Origin of the sequence: Streptomyces sp. NBC_00009, assembly GCF_045040855.1 — a bacterium.
Lineage (GTDB): Bacteria > Actinomycetota > Actinomycetes > Streptomycetales > Streptomycetaceae > Streptomyces > Streptomyces aureus.
Genome location: NZ_CP108312.1, coordinates 5,394,464 through 5,417,455, shown reverse-complemented (window position 1 = coordinate 5,417,455; position 22,992 = coordinate 5,394,464). Strand labels below are relative to the sequence as shown.

The window sequence follows — 22,992 nt, the reverse complement described above, 5'->3', positions numbered from 1 at the left end:
CTTTCGTGAGGGTCGGGCACCCAGACAACGGCTCCGGAGTCTTGCTGACCGGTTCCTACCGGTGGTCGCTGCCCGTCGACGTCGACGCGGCGCGGCCGGCCTCAAGGCGGGCGACCGGGATACGGAACGGCGAGCAGGAGACGTAGTCCAGGCCGACCTCGTGGAAGAAGTGGACCGACTCCGGGTCACCGCCGTGCTCGCCGCAGACGCCGAGCTTGAGGTCGGGTCGCGTGGCGCGGCCGGCCTCCACGGCGTTGCGTACGAGGCTGCCGACGCCGTCCTTGTCGATGGTCTCGAACGGCGAGACCCCGAAGATGCCCTTCTCCAGGTACGCCGTGAAGAAGGAGGCCTCCACGTCGTCGCGGGAGAAGCCCCAGACGGTCTGCGTCAGGTCGTTCGTGCCGAAGGAGAAGAACTCCGCGGCCTCGGCGATCTGCCCGGCCGTCAGCGCGGCGCGCGGCAGCTCGATCATCGTGCCGAGCGCCAGCTTCAGCTCGACGCCGGTCTGCTCCTGCACCTCGGCGATGACCTGCTCGGCCTCCTCGCGGACGATCTCCAGCTCCTGGACGGTGCCGACGAGCGGAATCATGATCTCGGCGCGCGGGTCGCCCTTGGCGTTCTTGCGCTCGGCGGCGGCCTCGGCGATGGCCCGTACCTGCATGGCGAACAGGCCCGGGATCACGAGGCCGAGACGGACACCGCGCAGGCCCAGCATCGGGTTCTGCTCGTGCAGGCGGTGCACGGCCTGGAGGAGGCGCAGGTCGTTCTCGTTGGAGTCCTGGCGGGACTCGGCGAGCGCGACGCGCACCGACAGCTCGGTGATGTCGGGCAGGAACTCGTGCAGCGGCGGGTCGAGCAGGCGCACCGTCACCGGGAGCCCGTCCATCGCCTCGAACAGCTCGACGAAGTCCTTCTTCTGGAGCGGAAGGAGCTCCTTGAGGGCCTCCTCGCGCTCCGTGTCCGTGTCGGCGAGGATCAGGTGCTCGACCATCTCGCGGCGCTCACCGAGGAACATGTGCTCGGTGCGGCACAGGCCGATGCCCTGCGCGCCGAAGCGGCGGGCGCGCAGCGCGTCCTCGGCGTTGTCCGCGTTGGCGCGCACCCGCAGCCGGCGGACGCGGTCCGCGTACGCCATGATCCGGTGCACGGCGCCGACGAGCTCGTCGGCGTCGTCGGCGCCGGCGTGCATGCGGCCCTCGAAGTACTCGACGACCGGGGACGGGACGACCGGCACCTCACCGAGGTAGACCTTGCCGGTGGAGCCGTCGATGGAGACGACGTCGCCCTCCTCGATGACCTGCCCGCCGACCGTCATCCGGCGGCGCTTGGTGTCGACCTCGAGGTCCTCGGCGCCGCAGACACAGGTCTTGCCCATGCCGCGGGCGACGACGGCGGCGTGCGACGTCTTGCCGCCGCGCGAGGTGAGGATGCCCTCGGCGGCGATCATGCCGTCGAGGTCGTCGGGGTTGGTCTCGCGGCGGATCAGGATGACCTTCTCACCCGAACGCGACCACTTGACGGCGGTGTACGAGTCGAAGACGGCCTTGCCGACCGCGGCGCCCGGCGAGGCGGCGATGCCGCGGCCGATCTTCTCGACCTTCGCGTTCTCGTCGAAGCGCGGGAACATCAGCTGCGCGAGCTGGGCGCCCGTGACGCGCTGGAGCGCCTCGGCCTCGTCGATGAGGCCCTGGTCGACGAGCTGCGTCGCGATGCGGAAGGCAGCACCGGCGGTGCGCTTGCCGACGCGGGTCTGCAGCATCCACAGCTGGCCGCGCTCGATCGTGAACTCGATGTCGCAGAGATCCCTGTAGTGGGTCTCGAGCGTCTCCATGATCTGCATGAGCTGGTCGTACGACTTCTTGTCGATCGACTCGAGCTCGGCGAGCGGCACGGTGTTGCGGATACCCGCGACGACGTCCTCGCCCTGCGCGTTCTGGAGGTAGTCGCCGTACACGCCCTGGTGGCCGGAGGCGGGGTCGCGGGTGAAGGCGACGCCGGTGCCGGAGTCGGGGCCGAGGTTGCCGAAGACCATGGAACAGATGTTGACCGCGGTGCCGAGGTTGCCGGGGATGCGCTCCTGACGGCGGTAGAGCTTGGCGCGGTCGGTGTTCCAGGAGTCGAAGACCGCGTGGATGGCGAGGTCCATCTGCTCGCGCGGGTCCTGCGGGAAGTCCCGGCCGGCCTCGGTCTTCACGATCTTCTTGAAGCGGGTGACCAGCTTCTTGAGGTCGGAGGCGTCGAGGTCGGTGTCGACCGTGACCTTCTTGGCGGCCTTGGCCTTGTCGAGGGCGTCCTCGAAGAGCTCTCCGTCGACGTCCAGGACGGTCTTGCCGAACATCTGGATGAGGCGCCGGTACGAGTCCCAGGCGAACCGCTCGTCGCCGGACTGCTTGACCAGGCCGAGGACGGACTTGTCGGAGAGTCCGATGTTGAGGACGGTGTCCATCATGCCGGGCATGGAGAACTTCGCGCCCGAACGGACCGACACCAGAAGGGGGTTGTCGGCCTGGCCGAGCTTCTTGCCCATCTTCTGCTCAAGGGCGTCGAGGTGCGCACTCACCTCGTCACGCAGTGCCACCGGCTCATCGCCACTGTCGAGGTAGACCTTGCAAGCCTCAGTCGTGATGACGAACCCGGGAGGAACCGGCAGACCGAGATTGGTCATCTCGGCGAGGTTCGCGCCCTTCCCGCCCAGGAGGTCCTTGAGGTCCTTGTTTCCCTCGGTGAAGTCGTAAACGAACTTCACTACGTGGGGATCTTTGTTTTCCGACACGGGTCTCGACTCCTCGATGACTCGGTGGCTGCCCTGACGGCGAGGAACATACCCATATCGAAGGCATCTGGGTACGTCCACTTGTGCGTCATACGGCCGTAACCACCCGTCCGCCGCTAGATCGAAAGTAACTAATGGATAGCGACACTCGAAGGCTTGTCTTCATTTCTTGAACACACAACCCCCGTAGACCCCGGATATCGCTCAAGTGAGCACGCTGATCACTCATGTGAGTTCAAGTCGTAAATGATCGAACGGTGGCACTCAGTGCCATGCCTTAGAAACGTACAACCGGCCTCAACATGCTCATCTGAGCGCGACCCCTATCAGGGGTGGCGAGAATCACGCCGTTTCCGGACCCGTCGATGTCAGCATCCGGACGGAAAACGGGCGTTCACAGGCCGAGCGCAGCGAGCCGCTCCTCCGCCCGGTCCGGTGCGTAGAGGTGCTCCACGACCAGCGCACCCGCCCCGACCAGGGCAGACCGCTCACCGAGCCGCGCGGTGACCACGTCCAGATGAGCGGTGGAGCGCGGCAGGGCCCGCTGGTAGAGCAGTTCGCGTACGCCCGTGAGGAAGGGGGTTCCGGCCAGATCCCCCGCGATCATCAGAACCCCCGGGTTGAGCAGCGTCACCACCGTCGCCAGAACCTCGCCCACACTGCGCCCGGCCTCCCGTGCCAGGCGCACCGCTTCGGGGTGCCCGTCGGCGAGCAGCTCCCGCACATCCGATCCCGACTCCGCCGGCACCCCGGCCTCCGTGAGCCGCCGCGCAAGGGCGCGCCCGCTGGCCACCGCGGCCAGGCACCCGTACGAGCCGCACCGGCACAGCGTGCCCGCACCCTCGGGCACCCGGATATGCCCTATGTCGCCCGCTCCCCCGTCGATGCCCCGGTAGATCTGGCCGCCGACGACGACGCCCGCGCCGATGCCGGTAGACACCTTGACGAGGGCGAACGCCGCGCAGTCCGGGTGACCGGTGCGCTGCTCGCCGTAGGCCATCAGGTTGGCGTCGTTGTCGACGAGAACCGGGACGCCGGCCGCGTCACCTGGGCCACCCGCGCCACCCGAGCCTCCCGTCTGCTCGGCGAAGGCGCGGCCCAGGTAGCCCCTGATGTCGTAGCCGTCCCAGCCCGGCATGATCGGCGGCTGCACGACGCGGCCCGTGGCGGTGTCGACGGGACCCGGCACCCCGAGCCCGATGCCGCACACCGCGTCCGCGCTCCGGCCCGCCTCCTTCAGGAGCCCGGCGAACCAGCCGCCGAGCGCGCCGAGCACCCGCTCCGGCCCCTCGTCGACGGAGAGGGCGCCGGAGCGCTCGGCGAGCAGTTCCCCGGTGAGGGTGAGGACGGCGGCGCGCGCGTGCCGGGTGTCGAGGGAGACGGCGAGGACGACCGCGTGGGCGTCGTCGAACTCCAGGCGCAGGGAGGGCCGCCCGCCCGTCGGCGACCCTGCCGGACCGCCCGCGCCCTCACGCAGCCAGCCCGCCCGGAAGAGCCGGTCGAGGCGCTGGCCGACGGTGGCCCTGGAGAGCCCGGTGGCCGCCTGGAGCGCGCCGCGCGTGATCGCCCGGCCGCTGCGCACGAGGTGCAGCAGGTCCCCGGCGCTCGCCTGGCTCCGCGGCCGCTCTCTCGTCCGGTCCCCGGCCATTCGCACCCCTTGCGTTCGTCAACTGCGCGTTACATATTGGGTTTTGCTGGTTAAGTAGACGTAACTCTATGCTGGATACGGCTTAACTGACAGACCGTGGGAGTTCGTGTGGACCGCACAACCCGGCGGACCGGTGCGGCTCTGCGCCGCGCCCCCGATACCGCCGCCGCTCCCCCGCGCGAGCGCGAGCGGGCCGCGCTGCACGATCGGGCCGCGCGGGTCCTGGAGACGAACTGGACGGGCACGTCCACGGTCCCCTCCCGCACCCTCTATCCGCATCAGTGGTCATGGGACTCCGCGTTCGTCGCCATCGGGTCACGCCATGTGTCGCCGCTGCGCGCCCAGTTGGAGCTGGAGACGCTGTTCGCCGCCCAGTGGGGCGACGGCCGGGTGCCGCACATCGTGTTCAACCCCTCCGTCCCTCTCGACGCCTACTTTCCCAGCCCCGACTTCTGGCGCTCCTCCACTTCGGGCCGGGCGGCCGGTGCGCCGCGCGCCGTGCAGACCTCCGGCATCGTGCAGCCGCCGGTGCACGCGCTGGCCGCGTGGCTCGTGCACCGCGCCGACCCCGGGCTGTCCCGGTCCCGCTCGTTCCTGGCCCGCATCCATCCGAAGCTCGCGGCCTGGCACCGCTATCTCCTGCACCGCAGGGACCTGGGCGGCGGCGGGCTCGCCTCGGTGATCCACCCCTGGGAGCAGGGCATGGACAACAGCCCCTGCTGGGACGCCCCGCTGAGCCGGATCGCCCCGACCCCCGCGCGCGCGTTCCGCCGCGCCGACCTGGAGCACGGCGCGCCCGACGACCGGCCCACCGACCTCGACTACGGCCGGTACGTGCGCCTCGCGACGGACTACCGGGACGGCCAGTACGCCGACGGACAGGGCGAGTTCGCCGTGGAGGACCCCTCCTTCAACGCCCTCCTGATCGCCTCCGAGCACGCCCTCGCCCGCATCGCCTGCGAGCTCGGCGCCACGGGCACGGCCCGCCACGACCGCGCCGAACGCCTCACGGCAGCGCTGGTCGAGCGCCTGTGGGACCCGGCGACGGGCATGTTCTTCTGCCGCGACCTGCGCGCGACCGACAGCCCCCACACATCCCGCGCACCGGGACACGACATGTCCCGGACGACCACCAGGCAGACGTCACCCCCGGCCCTGATCCCGGAGTACGGAGTCTCGGGCCTGATCCCGCTGATCCTGCCGACGCTCCCCCGGCACGTGACCGCCGGCCTGCTGCGCACCGCCCGCGGCCCCCGCTTCGGCCTCGGCACGGCGGTGCGGCTCGTGCCGAGTTACGACCTGACGGGACCGGCCTTCGACCCGCACCGCTACTGGCGCGGACCGGCCTGGTTCAACACGAACTGGCTGATCGAGCGCGGCCTGCGCCTCCACGGCGAGCACGACGAGGCCGAACGCCTGCGCACCGCGCTGCTCGGCACCGCGCTCGACACGGCCTTCGCCGAATACGTGGATCCGTACACGGGACGCGGCTGCGGCGCGCGCGGCTTCGCCTGGAGCGCCGCGCTCGCCCTGGATCTGCTGCAGGAGCCGCGGGAGCGGCACGAGGGAGGGACCTGGGGATGACGGATCGACAGCATCAACTGCTCGTGCGGGGTGCCACGTTCGCGGCGATCGGCCCGAGCGGTGACATCAGCGGCGTACGCGGATCGGGCTCGCCCGACGGCCTGTTCGTGCGCGACGGCCGGCACCTCAGCCGCTGGCAGCTCACCGCGGACGGCGCTGCGCCCGAGGTGCTCACGCCCGCCGGACCGCCGGGCGGGGACGCGGCCGGGCGGACCGGCGCCGGCGAGGGCGTGGCGCGCTGTGTGCTCGTGCCGCGCGGCGGCCGCCTGGAACCGCCCGCGTACACGCTCTTCCGCGAACAGGCCGTGGCGGACAGTGCGTTCGTCGAAACCCTGCGGGTCGTCTCCAACCGCGCGGTGCCGACGACGGTACGGCTCGCGCTGACCGTCGACGCCGACTTCACCGACCAGTTCGAGCTGCGCGCCGACCACCGCACGTACACGAAGACCGGCGCCGTCCGCTCCCGGTCGGCGCTGGAGGACGGCGTCCGTTTCGGCTACCGGCGGGGCGAGTGGCGCTCGTCGACCACGGTGACCGCGGAACCCGCGCCCGACGCCGTCGAGGAGACCGGCACCGGCGCCCGACGCCTCGTGTGGGCCCTCGAACTGGCCGGTCACGGAACGGCCGACCTGAGCCTGCGCGTCGCGGCCCGCCCGCACGGCGCCCCCGGCACCCCGGTCCCCGCGTCCCCCGCCGACGCGGCGGCCGAACTCGCCGCGCGCACCGAGGAGTTCACGCGGGACATCAACCTGCCCGCCGCCTGGCCCGGTCTCGCCGCGGCGTGCACCAGGGGCCTCGCCGACCTGGCCGTGCTCCAGGTGCCGGCCACCGGCCCGGACGGCGAGCGGCTGAGCGTGCCGGGCGCGGGCGTCCCCTGGTTCCTCACACTCCTCGGCCGGGACGCCCTCCTGACCTCCCTGTTCGCCCTCCCGTACCGGCCGGGCCTGGCCGCCGCGACGCTCCCGGTGCTCGCCGCGACGCAGGCCACGGAGTCCACCGAGGACGCCGTCGCCCAGCCCGGCAAGATCGTCCACGAGGTGCGGCACGGCGAGCTGGCGCACTTCGGACAGGTCCCCTTCGCCCGCTACTACGGCTCGGTCGACGCGACTCCCCTGTTCCTCGTCCTGCTCGGCGCGTACACGGACCGCACCGGCGACGTGTCGACGGCCCGCCGCCTCGAACCGCACGCGCGGGCCGCCGTCAGCTGGATGCTCGACCACGGCGGCCTCACCTCACGCGGCTACCTCGTCTACCGCGCCGACCGCGGCGGCCTCGCCAACCAGAACTGGAAGGACTCACCGGGCGCCATCTGTTCGGCCGACGGCAGCCGCCCCACGGGCCCCGTGACGGCGGCGGGCGCCCAGGGCTACGCGTACGACGCCCTGCGCCGCACCGCCGCGCTCGCCCGCACGGCCTGGGACGACCCGGTGTACGCGGACCTCCTGGAGCAGGCGGCGACCGATCTGCGGGACCGTTTCCAGCGGGACTTCTGGATGGCGGACCGCGCGTTCCCGGCGCTCGCCCTGGACGGCGACGGGCGGCACGTCGACGCGCTGGCGTCCGACGCGGGCCATCTCCTGTGGTCGGGCCTGCTCGACAAGGAGTACGGGGAGGTGGTCGGCCGGCGTCTCCTGGAGCCCGACTTCTTCTCCGGCTGGGGGGTGCGCACGCTCGCTGCCGGTCAGGCCGCGTACCACCCGCTCTCCTACCACCGGGGTTCGGTGTGGCCGCACGACAACGCCCTGATCGCGCTCGGGCTCGCCCGCTACGGGCTGCACGACGAGGCGCGGACGGTGGCGCACGCGCTGGTGGAGGCGGCCGCGGCCTCCGGCCACCGGCTGCCCGAGGTGCTCGCCGGGTACGCGCGGGAGGCGTACCCGGCGCCCGTCCCGTACCCGCACGCGTGCGAGCGCGAGTCACGCTCGGCGGCGGCGCCGCTCGCGCTGCTGAGCGCGGTGGGAGGTTGAGCGTCTGCGCCCCTGACGGGCAGGCGCCCCCAAAGGGGCGCGGGGCAGCGTCCATATGCGGCTCCGCCGCGCTAGCGCGACCAGCCCCCACGGGGAGTCGGACGGCGAACGTCAGAACCCGTCAGCCACAGCACCGGAACCGGTCACCCGCCGGAGGTATCCAGCTCCGCGTCCTCACTGACGCCCGCGCAGTCCCACGGGTCCTTGAGCCAGCCGTCCGGCAGAACCACCCGGTTGTTGCCGGACGTACGGCCGCGAGGCCCGTCCGCTCCCACGGGCCACGCCTGGTCGAGGTCCAGCTCGTCGAGCCCCGCGCGCAGCTCGGCGAGCGACGACGTGACGGCGAGCCGCTTGCGCATCTCGGAGCCGACCGAGAAGCCCTTCAGGTACCAGGCCACGTGCTTACGGAAGTCGATGACACCGCGTGCCTCGTCGCCGATCCACTCGCCGAGCAGCCCTGCGTGCCGCACCATCGCGTCGGCGACCTTGCGCAGGTCGGGCGCGGCGGGCGCGCCCGTGCCCTCGAAGGCGGCGACGAGATCCCCGAACAGCCACGGCCGGCCCAGGCAGCCACGCCCCACCACGACACCGTCACAGCCGGTCTCGCGCATCATCCGCACCGCGTCGTCGGCGCACCAGATGTCGCCGTTGCCGAGGACGGGGATCTCCGGAACGTGCTCCTTCAGACGGGCGATGGCGTCCCAGTCGGCGGTACCGCCGTAGTGCTGTGCCGCGGTGCGCCCGTGCAGGGCGATCGCCGTGACGCCCTCCTCGACGGCGATCCGGCCCGCGTCGAGGAACGTGATGTGGTCGTCGTCGATGCCCTTGCGCATCTTCATCGTGACCGGCAGGTCCCCGGCCCCGCTGACGGCCTCCTTCAGGATGGCCCGCAGCAGATTCCGCTTGTACGGGAGCGCGGAGCCGCCGCCCTTGCGCGTCACCTTCGGGACCGGGCAGCCGAAGTTCAGGTCGATGTGATCGGCGAGATCCTCTTCGGCAATCATCCGGACGGCCTTGCCGACCGTCGCCGGATCGACGCCGTACAGCTGGATCGACCGGGGCTGCTCGCTCGCGTCGAAACGGATGAGCTGCATGGTCTTCTCGTTGCGCTCGACCAGCGCCCGCGTCGTGATCATCTCGCTCACGAAGAGGCCCTTGCCGCCGGAATACTCCCGGCACAGGGTGCGGAAGGGCGCGTTCGTGATCCCGGCCATGGGCGCGAGGACCACGGGCGGCTGCACGAGGTGCGGACCGATGGTGAGCTGCTGGGGCATCGGGCGGGCTCTCCGAAAACGTGGGGCGACGGGCAGGGGCGGTTCTCCATTGTCCCCCACCTGGCGGGCGGCCCCGCCCGCGGTCGGGCTACCGTCGATTTCATGCCCCCTCCACTGACCCACCGCCGGCGGATGCTCGTCCTCGCGATCTGCTGCATGAGCCTGCTGATCGTCAGCCTCGACAACACCGTCCTGAACGTCGCGCTGCCGAGCATGCAGAAGGAGTTCGGCGCGAGCGTCTCCGGCATGCAGTGGACCATCGACGCGTACACGCTGGTCCTCGCCTCGCTCCTGATGCTGGCGGGCTCGACGGCCGACCGGATCGGGCGCCGCCGGATATTCAAGGCCGGCCTGGTGATCTTCACGGTGGGCTCGGTGCTGTGCTCCGTGGCGCCCAACCTGGAGTCCCTCATCGCGTTCCGCATGGTCCAGGCGGTCGGCGGCTCGATGCTCAACCCCGTCGCCATGTCGATCATCACCAACACGTTCACCGAGCCCCGCGAACGCGCCCGGGCCATCGGCGTCTGGGGCGGCGTCGTCGGCATCTCCATGGCCGCGGGCCCCATCGTGGGCGGCGTCCTCGTCGACTCGGTCGGCTGGCGTTCCATCTTCTGGATCAACCTGCCGGTGGGCCTCGCCGCCCTCCTGCTGACCATGCGCTACGTCCCCGAGTCCCGCGCCCCCAAGCCGCGCCGCCCCGACCCGGTCGGCCAGCTCCTCGTCATGACGCTCCTCGGCTCCCTCACCTACGCGATCATCGAGGCCCCCGCCGCGGGCTGGACGTCCCCCGTCATCGTGACGTTCGCGTTGCTCGCCCTCGCGGCCCTCGTCGGCCTGATCGCCTACGAGCCACGCCGCGCCGAACCCCTCATCGACCTGCGCTTCTTCCGCTCGGCACCCTTCAGCGGCGCCACGGTGATCGCGATCAGCGCGTTCGCCTCGCTCGGCGGCTTCCTGTTCCTGTCGACGCTCTACCTGCAGAACGTACGCGGCCTCGACGCCCTCGACGCCGGTCTGTGGATGCTGCCGATGGCGGCCATGACCCTGGTGTGCGCCCCGGTCTCCGGCCGCATCGTCGGCAGCCGCGGCCCCAGGATCCCGCTGCTCGTCGCGGGCATCGCGATGACGGCGAGCGGCGTCCTGTTCGCCGCGTTCGAGGCGGAGACGTCGAACGTGACCCGCTTCATCGGCTACGTCCTGTTCGGCCTCGGCTTCGGCTTCGTCAACGCCCCCATCACCAACACCGCCGTCTCGGGCATGCCCCGCGCGCAGGCCGGCGTCGCCGCCGCGGTCGCCTCCACCAGCCGGCAGATCGGCCAGACCCTCGGCGTCGCCGTCATCGGCGCGGTCCTCGCGTCGGGCATCGCGTCGGGCGTCGGCACGTCCTCGTACGCGACCACGTTCGTCGACGCGAGCCGCGGCGGCTGGTGGATCATCGTGGGCTGCGGCGTCGCCGTCCTCCTGGTCGGCCTCCTCACCAGCGGCCGCTGGGCACGCGCCACCGCCCAGCGCACGGCCCGCTGCCTGGAACAGCCGGAAATTCAGGAGGCCACGGCGGGCGCCAGCTCCTGAAGCCGGTCGAGCCGCTCCCGGGACTCCTCGTCGGCTGGCGTGTACGTCACCAGACGGGCGCCCTGGTCCGGGCCGAGCCACAGATCGGTGTGGACCAGGGACAGCGGCCCGACGTGCGCGTTGCGGAAGTACTTCGTCTTGCTGCGCGTGCCCACCACCTCGTGCAGCTGCCACGCCTCACGGAACTCCGGCGACTCGTCCTCGAGCCGCTTGAGCAGCAACTCCCAGGCGGGCTCGCCCAGATGACCGACCATCGACCCGCGGAACTTGGCCGCCATCAGCCGGATCGTGTCCTCCAGGAACACGAACGACTTCCGCCACTGCTCGTTCGTGCAGATCAGCACCATGCAGTTGCGGTCCTCGGGCGCCACCGTGTCCAGATCGCACAGCAGCCGCCCGTACGTGCGGTTGTACGCGAGGATGTCGTACCGGCTGTTCTGGATGCACGCGGGCAGCGGCTCCAGCTTCTCCAGCATCAGCCGCAGCGCCGGCGTGACCGTCTGGCAGCTCGCCGCGGGCGACGGATCAACGGCCCCGGCGAGCTGGAAGAGATGCGCGCGCTCACTCGCGTCGAGGAGCAGCGTGCGGGCCAGCGCGTCCAGGACCTGCACCGACACCTGAATGTCCCGCGCCTGCTCGAGCCACGTGTACCAGGTGACCCCGACCGCGGACAGCTGCGCGATCTCCTCACGCCGCAGTCCGGGGGTACGCCGGCGCCGGCCACGCGGCAGCCCGACCTGCTCGGGGGTGATGCGGGCGCGACGGCTGCGCAGAAAGTCGGCGAGCTCATGCCGCCGGATCTCGGACTCCCGCTTGAGCGACTCGCGCGGGGACCCACCGGCCTGCCCCTGCCCCTGCCCCTGCATCTGCGCCTGCGCCTGCGCCTGCGCCACAGTCGTCGTCGTCCGCGCCATCGTGGTCATGCCTCCAGCCTGCCGCGCCACGGAGCCTGTTGCCAGGTAGTCCTTCTACCAGGATAAGAACACTCTGGTACCAGTCTGAGCGCCGGACGACGCTGGTACCCATGACCGGAACCGGGACCCGTTCCCTCTCTGTCTCCACCACAGCCCGCACCGCCACTGCCCCACCGGCACTCGGCGGACTCGGGCTCTTCACCGTGCTGGTCGGCGCGGCGCTCCCCCTCATCGACTTCTTCATCGTCAACGTCGCCCTGCCCACCATCGGCCACGACCTGGCCGCGGGCGAGGCACTCCTCGAACTAGTCGTCGCGGGCTACGGACTCGCGTACGCCGTCCTGCTCGTCCTCGGCGGACGGCTCGGCGACCTCTTCGGCCGGCGCAGGCTGTTCCTCGGCGGCATGATCGCCTTCGGCCTGACCTCACTGGCCTGCGGCCTCGCCCCCGACGCCTGGACCCTCGTGGCCGCGCGCGTCGCGCAGGGCGCCGCGTCGGCCGCGATGCTCCCGCAGGTCCTCGCCACCATCCAGTCGACGACGACGGGCCGGCGCCGGGCGAAGGCCATGGGCCTGTACGGGGCCACGGCGGGCCTCTCCATGGTCGTCGGCCAGATCCTGGGCGGCGTCCTCGTCGCAGCGGACGTCTTCGGGACCGGCTGGCGGTCGGTGTTCCTGGTGAACGTGCCCGTCGTCCTGGTCGGCCTCTTCCTGGCAGCCCGCGCCGTCCCCGAAACCCGCTCCCCGCACCCCGAACCGGTCGACGGCCCCGGCACGGTACTCCTCGCCGCGTCCCTGCTCACGCTCCTCGCGCCCCTGACCGAGGGCAGGGCGGCCGGCTGGCCCCTGTGGACATGGCTCTCACTCGCGGTCTTCCCCTTCATCGCGTATGCCTTCTACCAGGTGGAACGCCGGGCAGACCGGCACGGCCGCACCCCACTGGTCCCGCCCAGCCTCTTCGCCCTGGTCTCACTGCGCCGCGGCCTGATCATGATCGTGCCGTTCTCCATCGGGTTCAGCGGCTTCATGTTCGTGATCGCGGTGGCGCTCCAGCAGGGCGAACACCTCGGCCCCGTACCCGCGGGCCTGGCTCTCGCGCCGATGGCCGCGGTCTTCTTCGCCGTATCCCTCGCGGGCCCGCGCCTCATCGCCCGGTACGGCACACGGATCGTCACCGCGGGCGGCATCATCCAGGGGGCCGGCGTGGCCCTCATCGCCCTCGCGGCCTGGCGAACCTGGCCCGACCTGGGCGTCCTCGAACTGATGCCGGGCGCCGCACTCGCGGGCGCGGGCCAGGCACTCCAACTCCCCATACTCTTCCGGCTCATCCTGTCCGAGGTGCCGACGACGCGGGCGGGAGTGGGCAGCGGCGTCATGATCACCACGCAGCAGTCGGCCCTGGCCCTCGGCGTAGCCACCCTCGGCTCCCTCTTCCTCACCCTGACCCCGAGCCTGGGCATGCGAGACGCACTGGTGACAACCCTGCTGGTGCAACTGACGGGCATAGCCCTGACAACAGCACTGAGCTTGAGGCTGCCACGGGCGGTGAGCTGAGCCTGGGGGCTGGTCTGGGCCGCCCGCGATGGCCGGGGCTGACATTGGGCTGACCGGGGGCTGACCGGCACTCGCTCCTACCCCTCGCATCACAGGCGACAGGTGACAGATGACAGCTGACAGATATTGAAATCTGTCAGCTGTCATGTCATCGTGGATAGGGAGACACAGAACCATCGAACTGGCGGCACCGATCTAAGGAGCGCCTGATGTCCCCCACCTCCCCCACCCTCCACCCCCGCCCTCTAGGCTCCACCGGTCTCGAGGTCTCCGCCATCGGGCTCGGCTGCATGGGGATGTCCGCGCTCTACGGCGAGGCAGACCGGGGCGAGTCCATCGCCACCATCCACGCGGCCCTCGACGCCGGCATCACCCTGCTCGACACCGGGGACTTCTACGCGATGGGGCACAACGAGATGCTCATCGGGGAGGCCCTGCGCACCGCCCCCGCCGCACACCGCGAGAAGGCGCTGACCAGCGTGAAGTTCGGCGCTCTGCGAGACCCGGACGGCGGCTGGTCCAGCTACGACGGCCGGCCTGCCGCGGTGAAGAACTTCGCCGCGTACTCGCTCCAGCGCCTCGGCGTCGACCACATCGACGTATACCGGATCGCCCGTGTCGACCCCGGCGTACCGATCGAGGAGACCGTCGGCGCCATCGCAGAGCTCGTCGAGAAGGGACACGTCAGGCACATCGGCCTGAGCGAGGCCGGCGCCGACACGATCCGGCGGGCCGCCGCCACCGCCCCCATCTCCGATCTGCAGATCGAGTACTCGCTGATCTCCCGCGGCATCGAGGAGGCGATCCTGCCGGTCACCCGCGAGCTGGGCATCGGCATCACGGCGTACGGGGTCCTGTCGCGCGGCCTGATCTCCGGGCACTTCGGCCGGGACCGCAAGCTCGCCGCGAACGACTTCCGCGGGATGAGCCCGCGCTTCCAGGGCGAGAACCTCCAGCACAACCTCGACCTCGTCGAGTCGCTGCGCAAGATCGCCGAACAGAAGGGCGCCAGCGTCGCGCAGGTCGCCATCGCCTGGGTGCTCAGCCGTGGCGACGACATCGTGCCCCTGGTCGGCGCCCGTCGCAGGGACCGGCTGACGGAGGCGCTCGGCGCTCTCGACATCAACCTGGACTCGGAGGACCTCGCCGCGATCGAGGAGGCCATTCCGGCCGGTGCCGCCGCGGGTGACCGCTATCCCGAGGCACAGATGGCACACCTCGACAGCGAGCGCTGATCACCGCCCGGTACGGTCGGCATCATGGCAACCGAGACCCTGACCACCGAGCGCATCCTCGAGGCGACCGAGGAGGTACTGCGCCGACATGGTCCCGCCAAGGCGAACGTCGTCGACGTGGCCCGCGCGCTCGGCGTCAGTCACGGCAGCGTCTACCGGCATTTCGGTACGAAGGCACAGTTGCGCGAGGCGGTCACGAAGCGCTGGCTCGACCGCACCACGAACGAACTGCAACTGCTCATGACAGACGGCTCGCTGACGGCGCCCGCCATGTTGCGCCAATGGCTCGCGACGCTGTTCGCGGCCAAGCGCCGCAAGGCGGGCGACGATCCGCAGCTCTTCGCCACGTACCAAGTACTGATCACTGAGAACAGCCGGGTGGTCGAACTCCACGTCGGTGAGCTGATCATGCAGCTCGACCACATCATTCAAGACGGCATCGCCAAGGGGCAGTTCAGCCTTCCTCACCCCGACCCCGCTCTGACGGCCCGCGCGGTATTCGACGCGACCAACCGTTTCCACGATCCGGCGTACGCGGGTGAGTGGCAGAAGGCCGGCATCGACGAGGAGTTCAGGGCCCTCACGGATCTCGTCCTCCGCGGCCTGAATTCCTGACCGTCCCCCCGCACAGTATTCGGCCGGGCCCTGAAAAGGGTTCCGGCCGAAAAAGGGGGGACCGCCCTGGGACCGACCCTGAACGCAGAAAACCCCCGTAACAGGATTCTCATCCGTTACGGGGGTTTTCTTCAAAAATAGTTCGGCGGCGTCCTACTCTCCCACAGGGTCCCCCCTGCAGTACCATCGGCGCTGTGAGGCTTAGCTTCCGGGTTCGGAATGTAACCGGGCGTTTCCCTCACGCTATGACCACCGAAACACTATGAAACTGTCAACCGCACCAAAGTCGTGGCCCGACAATGGGGTTGTTCGTGGTTTCAGAACCAACACAGTGGACGCGAGCAACTGAGGACAAGCCCTCGGCCTATTAGTACCAGTCACCTCCACCCGTTACCGGGCTTCCAGATCTGGCCTATCAACCCAGTCGTCTACTGGGAGCCTTAACCCCTCAAAGGGGGTGGGAATACTCATCTCGAAGCAGGCTTCCCGCTTAGATGCTTTCAGCGGTTATCCTTTCCGAACGTAGCCAACCAGCCATGCCCTTGGCAGGACAACTGGCACACCAGAGGTTCGTCCGTCCCGGTCCTCTCGTACTAGGGACAGCCCTTCTCAATATTCCTACGCGCACAGCGGATAGGGACCGAACTGTCTCACGACGTTCTAAACCCAGCTCGCGTACCGCTTTAATGGGCGAACAGCCCAACCCTTGGGACCGACTCCAGCCCCAGGATGCGACGAGCCGACATCGAGGTGCCAAACCATCCCGTCGATATGGACTCTTGGGGAAGATCAGCCTGTTATCCCCGGGGTACCTTTTATCCGTTGAGCGACGGCGCTTCCACAAGCCACCGCCGGATCACTAGTCCCGACTTTCGTCCCTGCTCGACCCGTCGGTCTCACAGTCAAGCTCCCTTGTGCACTTACACTCAACACCTGATTACCAACCAGGCTGAGGGAACCTTTGGGCGCCTCCGTTACTCTTTAGGAGGCAACCGCCCCAGTTAAACTACCCATCAGACACTGTCCCTGATCCGGATCACGGACCCAGGTTAGACATCCAGCACGACCAGAGTGGTATTTCAACGACGACTCCCCCTGAACTGGCGTCCAGAGTTCAAAGTCTCCCACCTATCCTACACAAGCCGAACCGAACACCAATATCAAACTGTAGTAAAGGTCCCGGGGTCTTTCCGTCCTGCTGCGCGAAACGAGCATCTTTACTCGTAGTGCAATTTCACCGGGCCTATGGTTGAGACAGTCGAGAAGTCGTTACGCCATTCGTGCAGGTCGGAACTTACCCGACAAGGAATTTCGCTACCTTAGGATGGTTATAGTTACCACCGCCGTTTACTGGCGCTTAAGTTCTCAGCTTCGCACACCCGAAAGTGCACTAACCGGTCCCCTTAACGTTCCAGCACCGGGCAGGCGTCAGTCCGTATACATCGCCTTACGGCTTCGCACGGACCTGTGTTTTTAGTAAACAGTCGCTTCTCGCTGGTCTCTGCGGCCACCCCCAGCTCATGAAGTAAATTCAATCACCGGTGATGGCCCCCCTTCTCCCGAAGTTACGGGGGCATTTTGCCGAGTTCCTTAACCATAGTTCACCCGAACGCCTCGGTATTCTCTACCTGACCACCTGAGTCGGTTTAGGGTACGGGCCGCCATGAAACTCGCTAGAGGCTTTTCTCGACAGCATAGGATCATCCACTTCACCACAATCGGCTCGGCATCAGGTCTCAGGCTCATGCTGTCCGGATTTACCTAGACAGCGCCCTACACCCTTACCCCGGGACAACCACCGCCCGGGCTGGACTACCTTCCTGCGTCACCCCATCACTCACCTACTACAAGTCTGGTCCGTCGGCTCCACCACTTTCCTTTCCCCGAAGGGTCCGGAACGGCTTCACGGACTTAGCATCGCCTGATTCAATGTTTGACGCTTCACAGCGGGTACCGGAATATCAACCGGTTATCCATCGACTACGCCTGTCGGCCTCGCCTTAGGTCCCGACTTACCCTGGGCAGATCAGCTTGACCCAGGAACCCTTAGTCAATCGGCGCACACGTTTCTCACGTGTGTATCGCTACTCATGCCTGCATTCTCACTCGTGAACCGTCCACAACTCGCTTCCGCGGCTGCTTCACCCGGCACACGACGCTCCCCTACCCATCCATACTCCCGTTGGGGATATGTGTATGAATGACACGACTTCGGCGGTACGCTTGAGCCCCGCTACATTGTCGGCGCGGAATCACTAGACCAGTGAGCTATTACGCACTCTTTCAAGGGTGGCTGCTTCTAAGCCAACCTCCTGGTTGTCTGTGCGACTCCACATCCTTTCCCACTTAGCGTACGCTTAGGGGCCTTAGTCGATGCTCTGGGCTGTTTCCCTCTCGACCATGGAGCTTATCCCCCACAGTCTCACTGCCGTGCTCTCACTTACCGGCATTCGGAGTTTGGCTAAGGTCAGTAACCCGGTAGGGCCCATCGCCTATCCAGTGCTCTACCTCCGGCAAGAAACACACGACGCTGCACCTAAATGCATTTCGGGGAGAACCAGCTATCACGGAGTTTGATTGGCCTTTCACCCCTAACCACAGGTCATCCCCCAGGTTTTCAACCCTGGTGGGTTCGGTCCTCCACGAAGTCTTACCTCCGCTTCAACCTGCCCATGGCTAGATCACTCCGCTTCGGGTCTTGAGCGCGCTACTGAATCGCCCTATTCGGACTCGCTTTCGCTACGGCTTCCCCACACGGGTTAACCTCGCAACGCACCGCAAACTCGCAGGCTCATTCTTCAAAAGGCACGCAGTCACGACTGTATGTGCAAGCACATACAGCGACGCTCCCACGGCTTGTAGGCACACGGTTTCAGGTACTATTTCACTCCGCTCCCGCGGTACTTTTCACCATTCCCTCACGGTACTATCCGCTATCGGTCACCAGGGAATATTTAGGCTTAGCGGGTGGTCCCGCCAGATTCACACGGGATTTCTCGGGCCCCGTGCTACTTGGGTGTCTCTCAAACGAGCCGCTGATGTTTCGACTACGGGGGTCTTACCCTCTACGCCGGACCTTTCGCATGTCCTTCGCCTACATCAACGGTTTCTGACTCGTCTCACAGCCGGCAGACTGTGAAAGAGAGATCCCACAACCCCACATGCGCAACCCCTGCCGGGTATCACACGCATATGGTTTGGCCTCATCCAGTTTCGCTCGCCACTACTCCCGGAATCACGGTTGTTTTCTCTTCCTGCGGGTACTGAGATGTTTCACTTCCCCGCGTTCCCTCCACATACCCTATGTGTTCAGGTATGGGTGACAGCCCATGACGACTGCCGGGTTTCCCCATTCGGAAACCCCCGGATCAAAGCCTGGTTGACGGCTCCCCGGGGACTATCGTGGCCTCCCACGTCCTTCATCGGTTCCTGGTGCCAAGGCATCCACCGTGCGCCCTTAAAAACTTGGCCACAGATGCTCGCGTCCACTGTGCAGTTCTCAAACAACGACCAACCACCCATCACCCCGAACCAACAGATCCGAGTGCACTGGGGTCGGCACTGAAGGCGACCGTTTCGGCCGTACCTTCAGACACCCAACAGCGTGCCCGACCCGGTTCCGCCCGGAGATCATGCTTTCCACGCCCCGAAGAGCAGTACTCACAGCCTCCGACCCGTAAACCCGGTCGAATAGTCAACGTTCCACCCTTGAGCAACCACCGTCGAACATTTGCCGACGAAATGGCTCTTGGACCACCAGACAATGTCTGGCAGTCAAAGTGCTCCTTAGAAAGGAGGTGATCCAGCCGCACCTTCCGGTACGGCTACCTTGTTACGACTTCGTCCCAATCGCCAGTCCCACCTTCGACAGCTCCCTCCCCACAAGGGGGTTGGGCCACCGGCTTCGGGTGTTACCGACTTTCGTGACGTGACGGGCGGTGTGTACAAGGCCCGGGAACGTATTCACCGCAGCAATGCTGATCTGCGATTACTAGCAACTCCGACTTCATGGGGTCGAGTTGCAGACCCCAATCCGAACTGAGACAGGCTTTTTGAGATTCGCTCCGCCTCGCGGCATCGCAGCTCATTGTACCTGCCATTGTAGCACGTGTGCAGCCCAAGACATAAGGGGCATGATGACTTGACGTCGTCCCCACCTTCCTCCGAGTTGACCCCGGCAGTCTCCTGTGAGTCCCCATCACCCCGAAGGGCATGCTGGCAACACAGAACAAGGGTTGCGCTCGTTGCGGGACTTAACCCAACATCTCACGACACGAGCTGACGACAGCCATGCACCACCTGTATACCGACCACAAGGGGGGCACCATCTCTGATGCTTTCCGGTATATGTCAAGCCTTGGTAAGGTTCTTCGCGTTGCGTCGAATTAAGCCACATGCTCCGCTGCTTGTGCGGGCCCCCGTCAATTCCTTTGAGTTTTAGCCTTGCGGCCGTACTCCCCAGGCGGGGAACTTAATGCGTTAGCTGCGGCACCGACGACGTGGAATGTCGCCAACACCTAGTTCCCACCGTTTACGGCGTGGACTACCAGGGTATCTAATCCTGTTCGCTCCCCACGCTTTCGCTCCTCAGCGTCAGTAATGGCCCAGAGATCCGCCTTCGCCACCGGTGTTCCTCCTGATATCTGCGCATTTCACCGCTACACCAGGAATTCCGATCTCCCCTACCACACTCTAGCCTGCCCGTATCGACTGCAGACCCGGGGTTAAGCCCCGGGCTTTCACAACCGACGTGACAAGCCGCCTACGAGCTCTTTACGCCCAATAATTCCGGACAACGCTTGCGCCCTACGTATTACCGCGGCTGCTGGCACGTAGTTAGCCGGCGCTTCTTCTGCAGGTACCGTCACTTTCGCTTCTTCCCTGCTGAAAGAGGTTTACAACCCGAAGGCCGTCATCCCTCACGCGGCGTCGCTGCATCAGGCTTTCGCCCATTGTGCAATATTCCCCACTGCTGCCTCCCGTAGGAGTCTGGGCCGTGTCTCAGTCCCAGTGTGGCCGGTCGCCCTCTCAGGCCGGCTACCCGTCGTCGCCTTGGTGAGCTTCTACCTCACCAACAAGCTGATAGGCCGCGGGCTCATCCTGCACCGCCGGAGCTTTCAACCCCCTCCCATGCGAGAGGGGGTGTTATCCGGTATTAGACCCCGTTTCCAGGGCTTGTCCCAGAGTGCAGGGCAGATTGCCCACGTGTTACTCACCCGTTCGCCACTAATCCACCCCGAAGGGCTTCATCGTTCGACTTGCATGTGTTAAGCACGCCGCCAGCGTTCGTCCTGAGCCAGGATCAAACTCTCCGTGAATGTTTCCGGGTAATCCCGGTGAACACCACGAGAGCGGAACCGTCGGGAGGAATAATCCCCACGATTCACTGCGTCCTCGCTAGTGCGCCTCACCCCGGTGTGGGAGTGAGGACTTTTTCAAAGGAACCTCCAACCCACCAAAGGTGGGCCGGGGTTGTCAATCTGGCGTTGACTTTTGGCACGCTGTTGAGTTCTCAAGGAACGGACGCTTCCTTTGTACTCACCCGAGAGACTCTCTCAGGCTTTCCTCCGGGCAGTTTCCCTTCGGTCTTGCGTTTCCGACTCTATCAGACTCTTTCGTGTCCGATTTCCTCGGTGCCTTTCAGGTTTCCGCTCCGGCCTTTCGGCTTTTCGCGTTTCCCTTTCCGGCGGTTCCGACTCTATCAGATCCTTTCGGGCCTGATTACCAGTCAGCGGCCCCCGCGTTAGCGGAGATTGATGCTGTGTCTTCGCGGCTGTTGGGCCGTTCCGACGTCCCAAACTTTAGCGGATTCCCCCGGCGGCGCCTAATCGGGCCATCGAGTCCACCGCGAATTGAATTCGGGCGTGCCGAATTCACTCCCGGTGGGAGATCGTGCTGCTTGTTTGGGTGCCGCTTGAGCGGCGGAGGTGCTGTCGCGGGGCCGACTGGCCGGGTGACAACTCGGAGGACTCTAGAGATCTCCGGGCCCCGTGTCAATTCGGCCCTACTGGGGCCCCTGGGCCGACGGGTCCACCGTCGCCTGGTGCTCCTGGGCGAGGTGCTCCTCGGCCTTGAGCCAGGGCAGGAACTGGGCGGGTTTTCGCCAGCCGCAGGTGTCGCATCTGATGGTGCGGCGCGGGCCCGAGCGCTGTACCCGCACCGTGTGCTCCCGGCCGTGCTGGTCCCAGCGGCTGACCTTGCTCGTGGTGGTGTTCGGCAGCATGACGCCTCCTTCGCGGCCCCTGTGAGCGCGCGTTCCGCAAGGAGTGTGCAGCAAGAGCAATATCAACAGGGGGGTTTCTGTGGTGCGTTGTGCGTCTCGCCGGCGTCCGCGGCCGCCCGGGGACGACGGAAGCGGCCCAGGAGCGCGATGTGCACGCTCCTGGGCCGCTTCTGTGGTGCCCGGTCCCCGAGGGGTGATCAGCAGCCGACGAGGCGCGTCGCCAGGTAGCCCTCGATCTGGTCGAGGGAGACACGCTCCTGCTTCATGGTGTCGCGCTCGCGAACCGTGACGGCGTTGTCGTCGAGGGTGTCGAAGTCGACGGTGACGCAGTACGGCGTACCGATCTCGTCCTGGCGGCGGTAGCGGCGGCCGATGGCGCCCGCGTCGTCGAAGTCGATGTTCCAGTTCTGGCGCAGCGCGGTGGCGAGTCCCTTGGCCTTCGGGGACAGCTCCGGGTTGCGGGACAGGGGCAGGACCGCGACCTTGACCGGGGCGAGGCGGTGATCGAAGCGCATGACGGTGCGCTTCTCCATCTTGCCCTTGGCGTTGGGCGCCTCGTCCTCGACGTAGGCGTCGAGCATGAAGGCGAGCATGGAGCGGCCGACACCCGCGGCGGGCTCGATGACGTACGGGGTGTAGCGCTCGCCGGCTTCCTGGTCGAAGTAGGAGAGGTCCTGGCCGGAGGCCTTGGAGTGCGCGGAGAGGTCGTAGTCCGTGCGGTTGGCGACGCCCTCGAGCTCGCCCCACTCGTTTCCGCCGAAGCGGAAGCGGTACTCGATGTCAGCGGTGCGCTTGGAGTAGTGGGAGAGCTTCTCCGCCGGGTGCTCGAACCAGCGCATGTTCTCCTCGCGCATGCCGAGGCCGGTGTACCAGTTCCAGCGCTGCTCCATCCAGTACTCCTGCCACTTCTCGTCCTCGCCCGGCTTGACGAAGAATTCCATCTCCATCTGCTCGAACTCGCGGGTGCGGAAGATGAAGTTGCCGGGCGTGATCTCGTTGCGGAAGCTCTTGCCCATCTGGGCGATGCCGAACGGCGGCTTGCGGCGCGAGGTCTGCTGGACGCTGGCGAAGTTGGTGAAGATGCCCTGGGCGGTCTCGGGGCGCAGGTAGGCGATGGAGCCGCTGTCCTGCGTGGGGCCGAGGTGCGTGGAGAGCAGGCCCGAGAACTGCTTGGGCTCGGTGAAGGTGCCCTTGTTGCCGCAGTTGGGGCAGTTGAGGTCGGCGAGGCCGTTCTCCGGCAGCTTGCCGTGCTTGGCCTCGTACGCCTCTTCAAGGTGGTCCGCGCGGTACCGCTTGTGGCAGGAGGTGCACTCGGTGAGCGGGTCGGTGAACGTGGCGACGTGACCGGAGGCCTGCCAGACCTCGGTCGCCAGGATCACCGACGAGTCGATGCCGACGACGTCCTCGCGCGAGGTGACCATGTAGCGCCACCACTGGCGCTTGAGGTTTTCCTTCAGCTCTACGCCCAGCGGCCCGTAGTCCCAGGCGGCACGCTGGCCGCCGTAGATCTCGCTGCACGGGTAGACGAAGCCACGGCGCTTGCTGAGGCTGACGATGGTGTCGATCTTGTCGGCGGCCACGGTGCTCTCTTCATTACGACGACGACGAAGCTGCTGCTTCAGAGCGAATGCGAA

Annotated in this window: 12 protein-coding genes and 3 rRNA genes; 6 read left to right on the top strand and 9 right to left on the bottom strand. The window is 67.2% G+C overall.

The window, feature by feature from the left end; genetic code table 11:
- Positions 1-55: 55 nt before the first annotated feature.
- Together ppdK and OHA58_RS24365 are read right to left on the bottom strand one after the other, a co-directional pair.
- On the bottom strand, positions 56-2,773 hold the full coding sequence (ppdK, locus tag OHA58_RS24370) for a pyruvate, phosphate dikinase (protein ID WP_266564457.1): 2,718 nt from the start codon (positions 2,771-2,773) through the stop codon (positions 56-58).
- Between the two features lie 394 nt (positions 2,774-3,167).
- On the bottom strand, positions 3,168-4,421 hold the full coding sequence (locus tag OHA58_RS24365) for an ROK family protein (RefSeq protein WP_405481363.1): 1,254 nt from the start codon (positions 4,419-4,421) through the stop codon (positions 3,168-3,170).
- A 108-nt stretch (positions 4,422-4,529) separates the two neighbouring features.
- Between OHA58_RS24365 and OHA58_RS24360 the strand changes: the two genes are divergently transcribed.
- Both OHA58_RS24360 and OHA58_RS24355 read left to right on the top strand, forming a co-directional pair.
- Positions 4,530-6,005: an MGH1-like glycoside hydrolase domain-containing protein gene (locus OHA58_RS24360; protein ID WP_405481361.1), complete on the top strand. Its 1,476-nt coding sequence runs from the start codon at positions 4,530-4,532 to the stop codon at positions 6,003-6,005.
- Positions 6,002-7,972 carry a glycogen debranching N-terminal domain-containing protein gene (locus OHA58_RS24355; protein WP_405481360.1) on the top strand — a complete coding sequence of 657 codons (1,971 nt, stop codon included), beginning with the start codon at positions 6,002-6,004 and terminating at the stop codon, positions 7,970-7,972. The genes OHA58_RS24360 and OHA58_RS24355 overlap by 4 nt, the downstream gene beginning before the upstream one ends.
- Positions 7,973-8,115: 143 nt before the next feature.
- On the opposite strand, the gene dusB is transcribed toward OHA58_RS24355, so the two are convergent.
- Entirely contained in the window at positions 8,116-9,246 is a 1,131-nt protein-coding gene (gene dusB, locus OHA58_RS24350) for a tRNA dihydrouridine synthase DusB (protein WP_405481359.1), read from the bottom strand.
- A gap of 102 nt (positions 9,247-9,348) precedes the next feature.
- Here dusB and OHA58_RS24345 point away from each other — a divergent pair, with 102 nt between their 5' ends.
- On the top strand, positions 9,349-10,818 hold the full coding sequence (locus OHA58_RS24345; protein WP_405481358.1) for an MFS transporter: 1,470 nt from the start codon (positions 9,349-9,351) through the stop codon (positions 10,816-10,818).
- Here OHA58_RS24345 and OHA58_RS24340 read toward each other — a convergent pair.
- Positions 10,788-11,684 carry a helix-turn-helix transcriptional regulator gene (locus OHA58_RS24340; protein ID WP_405485142.1) on the bottom strand — a complete coding sequence of 299 codons (897 nt, stop codon included), beginning with the start codon at positions 11,682-11,684 and terminating at the stop codon, positions 10,788-10,790. The two genes, OHA58_RS24345 and OHA58_RS24340, sit on opposite strands and share 31 nt — an antisense overlap.
- Positions 11,685-11,842: 158 nt before the next feature.
- Between OHA58_RS24340 and OHA58_RS24335 the strand changes: the two genes are divergently transcribed.
- From OHA58_RS24335 to OHA58_RS24325, 3 genes are all read left to right on the top strand, one after another.
- Positions 11,843-13,285: an MFS transporter gene (locus OHA58_RS24335; RefSeq protein ID WP_405481356.1), complete on the top strand. Its 1,443-nt coding sequence runs from the start codon at positions 11,843-11,845 to the stop codon at positions 13,283-13,285.
- 209 nt (positions 13,286-13,494) lie between these two features.
- Positions 13,495-14,520 carry an aldo/keto reductase gene (locus OHA58_RS24330; protein WP_405481355.1) on the top strand — a complete coding sequence of 342 codons (1,026 nt, stop codon included), beginning with the start codon at positions 13,495-13,497 and terminating at the stop codon, positions 14,518-14,520.
- Positions 14,521-14,544: 24 nt separating this feature from the next.
- Positions 14,545-15,135: a TetR family transcriptional regulator gene (locus OHA58_RS24325; protein ID WP_375990187.1), complete on the top strand. Its 591-nt coding sequence runs from the start codon at positions 14,545-14,547 to the stop codon at positions 15,133-15,135.
- A gap of 140 nt (positions 15,136-15,275) precedes the next feature.
- On the opposite strand, the gene rrf is transcribed toward OHA58_RS24325, so the two are convergent.
- The 5 genes from rrf to OHA58_RS24300 all read right to left on the bottom strand — a co-directional run bounded on the left by rrf (position 15,276) and on the right by OHA58_RS24300 (position 22,938).
- Positions 15,276-15,392: ribosomal RNA gene (rrf, locus tag OHA58_RS24320) — 5S ribosomal RNA — on the bottom strand.
- A gap of 90 nt (positions 15,393-15,482) precedes the next feature.
- Positions 15,483-18,606: ribosomal RNA gene (locus OHA58_RS24315) — 23S ribosomal RNA — on the bottom strand.
- 319 nt (positions 18,607-18,925) lie between these two features.
- Positions 18,926-20,453 (bottom strand): 16S ribosomal RNA (locus OHA58_RS24310).
- Together the 16S, 23S and 5S rRNA genes form the textbook arrangement of a ribosomal RNA operon.
- Before the next feature lie 686 nt (positions 20,454-21,139).
- The gene (locus OHA58_RS24305) at positions 21,140-21,358 is read right to left on the bottom strand and encodes a hypothetical protein (protein ID WP_100594289.1); all 219 of its coding nucleotides are present in this window, start codon (positions 21,356-21,358) and stop codon (positions 21,140-21,142) included.
- Between the two features lie 197 nt (positions 21,359-21,555).
- Positions 21,556-22,938 (bottom strand): glycine--tRNA ligase, encoded by a 1,383-nt coding sequence (locus OHA58_RS24300; RefSeq protein ID WP_405481353.1) that lies wholly within the window; start codon positions 22,936-22,938, stop codon positions 21,556-21,558.
- Between the last annotated feature and the right edge of the window lie 54 nt (positions 22,939-22,992).